Source organism: Vogesella sp. XCS3, from assembly GCF_020616155.1.
Classification (GTDB): Bacteria; Pseudomonadota; Gammaproteobacteria; order Burkholderiales; family Chromobacteriaceae; genus Vogesella.
On the sequence record NZ_CP085530.1, the window covers coordinates 3,053,768 to 3,060,000 of the forward strand.

The following is a 6,233-nucleotide window of genomic DNA, read 5'->3' on the forward strand; positions in this document are numbered from 1 at the left end:
AAAAACAATCAGGCCGCGATGATAGCGCGGCCTGATTGGCTTGTGTGGTTAAACTTAGAAGATGGGGAAGCTGAACGTCTTGGGGGTGGCACTGCCTGGTAGCGTGATGGTGATCATCAGCATATCCGGTGCCGTGGCAGCCGTGCCGCAGGTAACGCCTGTGGCAAGGCCCAGGCTGGTAGTGTATGTCTCAGGCCTGTCTACCTGGTTGCCAATGGTGTGCGACGTGGTGCCGGAGAGCGCCGCACTGGCCGCCGCTGCGGTCGTCGTGACGCTGAAGGCAACCGTAGTACCAGCAGGCAAGGTGTTTGCGAAAAGGTCTGCCGGCGTATAGCTGACTGTGGCCGTGCTGGCTGGGCACAGGTCGAAGTTATTCAACTCGGCCGCCCCTTTGGTCGGGTTATAAATGAGGCTGTTGTTGCTGATACCCCAGATAATTTCTGCGGTGCGTCGCAGGTGTACGGTCGAGGCGGCTCGGCCGTCAGAACGTGCTACGCCATCGAAAAAGCCATTGCCTGTTTCGTCATGGATGCCGTTGCGATTGAGGTCCAGATAAAACTCGGAGTAACTGTTACCTGCAACCGTGAGCCAGCTTTGTGCTTTGTTGACGGTGGTTCTAGCCTGCCCAGGGCGGGCATCCAGAAATGCTTCGGGCAGGTCGTAGTTGCTGACAAACTCGCCGGTATCGAATACGCCATTGCTGTTTTTGTCGTCAAAACTTTCTTCGCCTTGCATGTAGGCCAACACGGTTTGGCGGCCGGCATCCACCAGTGCAGTACGCACACCGCTGCTCAACAGGGTGACGTTGCAGCTGCCTGCCGTCATGCTGCATTTGGAGGTGATGGTGCCGATACCGCCTTCGGTAACAAAATTGACGGTTGTACCGTCTGGTACCGGGTTGCCCTGGCGATCGGATGCGCGTGCAGTCAGGGTAATGCTGACACCGTCGGTGTTATAAAACGCCGGGTTGTAGCTGGAAACTGAAAGTGAAAAGCCGTTCTGATGAGGGAGGCCGGTGCTGACGGAAAGTTGGCTGGATTGCGCGCTGTATTTGCCGGCGACGGCGGTTACCCTGACTGGCGTAGGCACTGTACCGGAGATAACCCGAGCGGTAGCTATGCCGCTGTTGTCTGTGACGGCTTGAGTGGCCTGAAGAGTCAAGCCGCCCACGGTGGTATTCAAGGAAAAAGTGACCGTTTCTCCTGCCAGGGGTTGATTCAGGGCGTCTTTGACCAGGAACTTCACCTCGGCCTGCGTTTCACCTTCCCCGCCTTGATAGACAAGTAAATCTGGTGTTGCCGAACTAAAACTGATGGATGCAGCTTTCGATACGCTGCTTGTTGTTCCGCTTGAACCACTGCTACTACTGCCTGTGCTTTGTGTGGCGGTCTGCCCTGAGCTACCGCCACCACCCCCGCCGCCGCCGCAGCCTGTCAGTGCCAGTGCAGTGCACAAAGTTGTCAGAAAAAATGCCTGATGTAGCCTGGTAGGGTGGGGTGCCACGATGAGCCTCGCTTGTTGCGTCGGGTTAAAATGGCCGAAGCGGTATGTGGTGATTCGCTCCGGCCATCAAGCTGTTGGCATCATTTTATTGGCATGTTGCTACATTGCGCTACATTTCTATGTGTTACAAACCCAGTTCCTGCCAGATGCTATCGATACGGGCTGACACTTCGGTGCTCATGCTGATGGTGGTGCCCCATTCCCGGTTTGTTTCGCCGGGTAGCTTGTTGGTGGCGTCCAGCCCCATCTTGCCACCCAGGCCCGAGATCGGGCTGGCGAAATCCAGGTAATCAATAGGCGTATTTTCGATAAGCGTGGTATCGCGTACCGGGTCCATACGGGTGGTAATGGCCCAGATCACTTCTTTCCAGTCGCGCGTGTTTACGTCGTCGTCCACCACCACAATGAACTTGGTGTACATGAACTGGCGCAGGAAGCTCCAGCAGCCCATCATCACACGCTTGGCGTGGCCGGGGTACTGCTTCTTGATGCTGATCACCGCCATACGGTAGCTGCAGCCTTCCGGTGGCAGGTAGAAGTCCACGATTTCGGGAAACTGCTTCTGCAGGATAGGCACGAACACTTCGTTCAGTGCCACACCCAGGATGGCGGGTTCGTCCGGCGGTTTGCCGGTGTAGGTGCTGTGGTACACCGGGTTCTCGCGCATGGTGATGCGGTCGATGGTGAATACCGGGAAGCTGTCCTGCTCGTTGTAGTAGCCGGTGTGGTCACCGTACGGGCCTTCCATCGCCATATCGTTGGGGTGAATATGGCCTTCCAGCACGATTTCGGCGCTAGCCGGTACTTGCAGATCAGAGCCAAGGCACTTCACCAGCTCGGTGCGGCTGCCGCGCAGCAAGCCGGCAAACTGGTATTCGGACAGCGTATCCGGTACCGGTGTTACCGCCCCCAGGATGGTGGCTGGGTCGCAACCCAGTACCACGGCCACCGGGTACGGCTTGTCAGGGTTGGCCGCACGGAATTCGCGGTAGTCCAGCGCGCCGCCGCGGTGCGCCAGCCAGCGCATGATGACGCGGTTGCGGCCGATGACCTGCTGCCGGTAAATGCCCAGATTCTGGCGCTTTTTGTGCGGGCCGCGGGTAACGGTGAGGCCCCAGGTAATCAGCGGTGCCACGTCACCGGGCCAGCAGTGCTGGATGGGCAGGCGCGACAGGTCAACCTCGTCGCCTTCCCACACGATTTCCTGGCAGGGGGCTTTGCGCACTTCTTTCGGCGCCATCGATAACACCTGCTTCAGCAGCGGCAGCTTGTCCCAGGCATCGCGAAAGCCTTTTGGCGGCTCCGGCTCTTTGAGGTAAGCCAGCGTCTGGCCGATCTCGCGCAGTGCCATCACGTCGCTGGCGCCCATGCCCATGGCTACGCGTTTAGGGGTACCGAACAAGTTAGCCAGCACCGGGATGTCGTAGCGTTTGTCGCCGGTTTGCGGCTGGGTAAACAGCAAGGCAGGGCCGCCCGCTTTGAGCACGCGGTCGCCGATTTCGGTCATTTCCAGGTGGGGGGAGACAGGGTGGGTAATGCGTTTTAGCTCGCCCTGGGCCTCGAGCTGGGACATGAAGTCCCTCAAGTCGTGGTATTTCATGATTTTTTCATGATCTAGCGCAAAAACGATGGTGCGGCGCAAGGTTAATCTTGGTTCTGACGTCGCAAGCTACTGTCCGCAGTGAGTCAAGTCAATAAGCGGACACGCAAGCGAACGATTTTTGCTAGCTACCCGCTTGGAGATAATGATGAAAAAGCTTGCTATTGCTGCTCTGGCTACCCTGCTGACTTCCAGTGCCTTCGCTGCCCAGGGCGATATCCTGGCGCGCTTCCGCGTGACCAACGTGAATCCGGAGACTTCTGTAGACAAAACTCTGGAAGCACTGAAAGTAGATGTAAAAGACGACACCATCCCTGAAGTCGACTTCACCTACATGCTGACCAACAATGTTGGCGTAGAGCTGATTCTGGGTACATCCAAGCACACCCTGACTGCTGGTGGCGCCGATATCGGTTCCGTTAAAGTACTGCCGCCAACCGTTACTGCCCAGTATCACTTCAACCCGCAAGGCGAGTTCCGCCCATACGTGGGTGCCGGTGTGAACTACACCCGCTTCTATAGCCTGAAAGACAAGTCCGGTCTGAAACTGACCGTAGACAAAAATAGCTTTGGCCCAGCGCTGCAAGTCGGTATGGATACCCCACTGACTAAAGACATTTTCCTGAACTTTGACGTGAAAAAAATCTGGATCAAAACCAAGGTTAAAGCTGGTGGCGCCGATGCTGGCACCCTGGACATCAACCCGCTGGTTACCAGCGTAGGTATCGGTACCAAGTTCTAATACTTGCGTTATCGTGTGAAAAAAGGGCACTCCGGTGCCCTTTTTGTTTATTTATTAACACCCGTGGGTAACCGCTGGTCAGCTTGTCAGCCTATGGGGTGCTGGGTATGCTGTGCCTGTTCATCCATCCGGAAGTTCCTGCTCAATGACCGCGCAAACCGGCCGCGCCACCCATAGTCACGTTGCGCTTTATGCGGCGCTGGTCAATGCCGTGGTGATCTTCTTTCTCAGCCTGTACCCCTTTACTGGCTGGGCTTATTCCGGGCGGCCTTTTTTCGAGTTTCTCTCCTATCCGCTGCCGTTTTATTTCCGCTTTTTTGATAATGCGGCCAACGTTGTCATTTATATTCCGTATGGTTTCAGCCTGGCGCTGTTGCTGCTGCCGCGCTGGCAATCATTTTTGCTGGCCATCTTCGTGGCGAGTCTCACCAGTATCGGCGTCGAGTTCCTGCAAGAGTTCCTGCCCATGCGCGTGGCGTCCAATCTGGATGTGCTGTGCAATGTCGCCGGGGCATGTTTTGGTGCCACGCTAGCCGTATCGCCATTGTTTCGCCGGCAGTGGCACCACCTCAAGCAATGGCGTCGTCGCCATTTTGCCGAGCATAGCGCGGTAGATTACGGGCTGCTGCTGCTGGGGCTTTGGTTTATCACGCAGCTCAACCCCGCCATGCCTTTGTTTGGCGTGGTGGCTTACCCGCAAGGCCTACCGCAGCCCTATGTCTCTCCGCTGGACAACCCGCGGCTGTTCCTGTTTCTGGTTGAGGCGGGCGGCGCCATGGCCAATATGTTGGCTGCCTGTCTGTTCATGACGAGTTTGCTGCGGCAAAAGGTCGATCGCTTCAAGGCCATCCTGCTACTGCTTGCCGGCATCTGGTTTTGCAAGATGTTGGCCGCAGGCGTCCTGCTCAAACCGTTTGCGCTGTTTCAGTGGATCAATCCCCACCTGGTAACCGGTCTGACTGCCGGCTTTCTGCTGCTGTGGTTTTTTGCCGGGCGGTCACGGCTGGTGCAAACCATTACGGCCATATTGGCACTGTTGCTGGCGCAGTTTGCGGCTACTTTGTGGCCGCTTAGCGAGGTGCAGTCCGACTTTTTATCGCTTTTCCGCTGGCCCTACGGGCACCTGCTCAATATGAGCGCATTGCTGGATTTTCTTTCGGACCTGTGGCCGGCTGCAGCATTGGCTTGTTTGTTGCTCTCTTGCTATCAGCAGCTAAATCCGCCGCAGATCAAGCAATGAGGTGATGCGCCAGTCTACCCAAGCAGGTTTACGCATCTGGTGACTGAGCCATACGGTACGCATGCCCAGGCGCTTGGCTGTTTGCAGGTTGGCCGCAGAGTCTTCCACCATGATGCAGCGCCCGGCATCCAGGCCGGCCTGGCGCAGTACACGGGTATACGCTGCCACTCGTGGCTTGGGTGTCAAACCAAAACTGTCCATCCCAAAACAGCCTTCAATCTGTGCCGCTATACCCAAGTGGCGCACGATAGCTTCCACATAATGTTGTGGGCCGTTGGAGAACACCCATTTGCGCCCGTTAAGTCGCCTCAGCCACTGCGGTAGTTGCGTGCTGGTGTCAATCAATGGCAACAAGCTTTCCATTGGGTGTGTCTGAGCCAGAAAATGGTGTGGGGAAATACCGTGATGCCGTTGCAACCCTTCCAGCGTTGCGCCATAACGCTGCCAGTACTCTGTGCGTAGCGTGTCAGCCTCTGCCCGTGCCACGCCCACGTGGCGGCAGATATAGTTAGTCATGCACTCGTTAATCATGGGAAAAACCGCTGCACCGGCATGGTGTAGCGTGTCATCCAGGTCAAAAAGCCAGTGTGGCGCGTGCTTGCTGCCAGTCATTACTGATGTATCCAATCAAAAAATGCGTCAGTTTATGGGGCAATCCAAAAAAAATCGCGGTCTTTTTTCTTCGCAATCAGTGGCTTGTCGGGATGGTGGTAAAAAACTTTGCAATAAGTGTTGACGTATTTTGGCTGTCTGGGTATAGTTCGCCTCCTCAGCTGACGACGCAAACGAAACAAGCAGTCAGCACCGCTCTTTAACAGACCAAATAACCGATAGGTGTAAGTGTCTGGCTAAGCCAAATACTTGCACTGCAAAAATTTAGAGAAACGAAGTTTCTTTGAACTTGCGTGCCAAAAAAATTGCTTGAGATTGAACTGAAGAGTTTGATCCTGGCTCAGATTGAACGCTGGCGGCATGCTTTACACATGCAAGTCGAACGGTAACAGGGAGCTTGCTCCGCTGACGAGTGGCGAACGGGTGAGTAATGCGTCGGAACGTGCCGAGTAGTGGGGGATAACGCAGCGAAAGTTGTGCTAATACCGCATACGTACTGAGGTAGAAAGTGGGGGACCTTCGGGCCTCACGCTATT

The 6,233-nt window shown here is 55.9% G+C and carries 5 protein-coding genes and 1 rRNA gene (1 of these 6 cut by a window edge); 3 read left to right on the forward strand and 3 right to left on the reverse strand.

Translation table 11 applies throughout. From position 1 onward, the window contains the following. Positions 1-54: 54 nt before the first annotated feature. A complete protein-coding gene (locus LCH97_RS14525; protein WP_227302314.1) occupies positions 55-1,503 on the reverse strand; it encodes an Ig-like domain-containing protein in 1,449 nt (482 codons plus the stop codon). A gap of 124 nt (positions 1,504-1,627) precedes the next feature. Then, positions 1,628-3,103 carry a 4-hydroxy-3-polyprenylbenzoate decarboxylase gene (gene ubiD, locus LCH97_RS14530; protein ID WP_227302315.1) on the reverse strand — a complete coding sequence of 492 codons (1,476 nt, stop codon included), beginning with the start codon at positions 3,101-3,103 and terminating at the stop codon, positions 1,628-1,630. Positions 3,104-3,251: 148 nt separating this feature from the next. Here ubiD and LCH97_RS14535 point away from each other — a divergent pair, with 148 nt between their 5' ends. Both LCH97_RS14535 and LCH97_RS14540 read left to right on the forward strand, forming a co-directional pair. Beyond that, a complete protein-coding gene (locus tag LCH97_RS14535; RefSeq protein ID WP_017509406.1) occupies positions 3,252-3,845 on the forward strand; it encodes an OmpW family protein in 594 nt (197 codons plus the stop codon). A gap of 145 nt (positions 3,846-3,990) precedes the next feature. Then, positions 3,991-5,085, forward strand: coding sequence for a VanZ family protein (locus LCH97_RS14540; RefSeq protein WP_227302316.1), 1,095 nt, complete (start codon positions 3,991-3,993; stop codon positions 5,083-5,085). Here the strand turns inward: LCH97_RS14540 and LCH97_RS14545 are convergent. Beyond that, positions 5,059-5,697 carry a pyrimidine 5'-nucleotidase gene (locus LCH97_RS14545; RefSeq protein ID WP_227302317.1) on the reverse strand — a complete coding sequence of 213 codons (639 nt, stop codon included), beginning with the start codon at positions 5,695-5,697 and terminating at the stop codon, positions 5,059-5,061. The genes LCH97_RS14540 and LCH97_RS14545 overlap by 27 nt on opposite strands. Before the next feature lie 317 nt (positions 5,698-6,014). Here LCH97_RS14545 and LCH97_RS14550 point away from each other — a divergent pair. Then, positions 6,015-6,233 (forward strand): 16S ribosomal RNA (locus LCH97_RS14550); it runs 1,317 nt beyond the window's last position.